Here is a 555-nt window from a genome sequence, read left to right on the forward strand (position 1 = left end):
TTTAACGCTGGCATACACTTGTTCGAATTTCATAAACACATCTCCTTTTGTTAATGGGTTTAGTGTATCGAAAAGTTCTGGCTTTCTACAGGACATTTTTGTCGTGTGTGCTTTAAATCATGTTAAGTTACTTTAAATAGTTTATGACAAGCCTGGTATTTTATTTAATCTTCTGTTTTTTATTTCAGATAATTGTTCTACTTAATCTATTTCTTTAAATCGCATTTTGATTGCTTTGAATCATGACCACCCGTCAAACGGGTGGTTTGAACAAGGGCTATAAGCCCACGTCACTAGCCTCTTAAAGAGGCATTCGTACTACTTGCCGTTATCCCTAAAGGGATCTTCATACTCTTTTACACTTAACTTATCAAGTGCTATATCATGTTTAACTCGCGTTTTAGATTTAAGCTCGTGAAGAAATCATCCACTGGATAATTTCTCAGATTGCAGACAAACATCGTTTTGGTGTTTGTCTTTTTTACTGTTTTTAGGGAAAAATAGCTGTTTTGGTGCTTAAACCACCTCATCTGGACAAAATAAAAAGGCCTTCTT

At 35.0% G+C, this 555-nt stretch carries 1 pseudogene; it reads right to left on the reverse strand.

Features of this window, described 5'->3' with window-relative positions:
• Positions 1-318 precede the first annotated feature (318 nt).
• Positions 319-390: pseudogene (locus C1E99_RS03700) on the reverse strand (IS200/IS605 family transposase); the annotation flags it as partial.
• Positions 391-555: the final 165 nt, after the last annotated feature.

This window comes from Streptococcus suis, assembly GCF_002964045.1.
In the GTDB taxonomy this organism is placed as follows: Bacteria; Bacillota; Bacilli; order Lactobacillales; family Streptococcaceae; genus Streptococcus; species Streptococcus suis_U.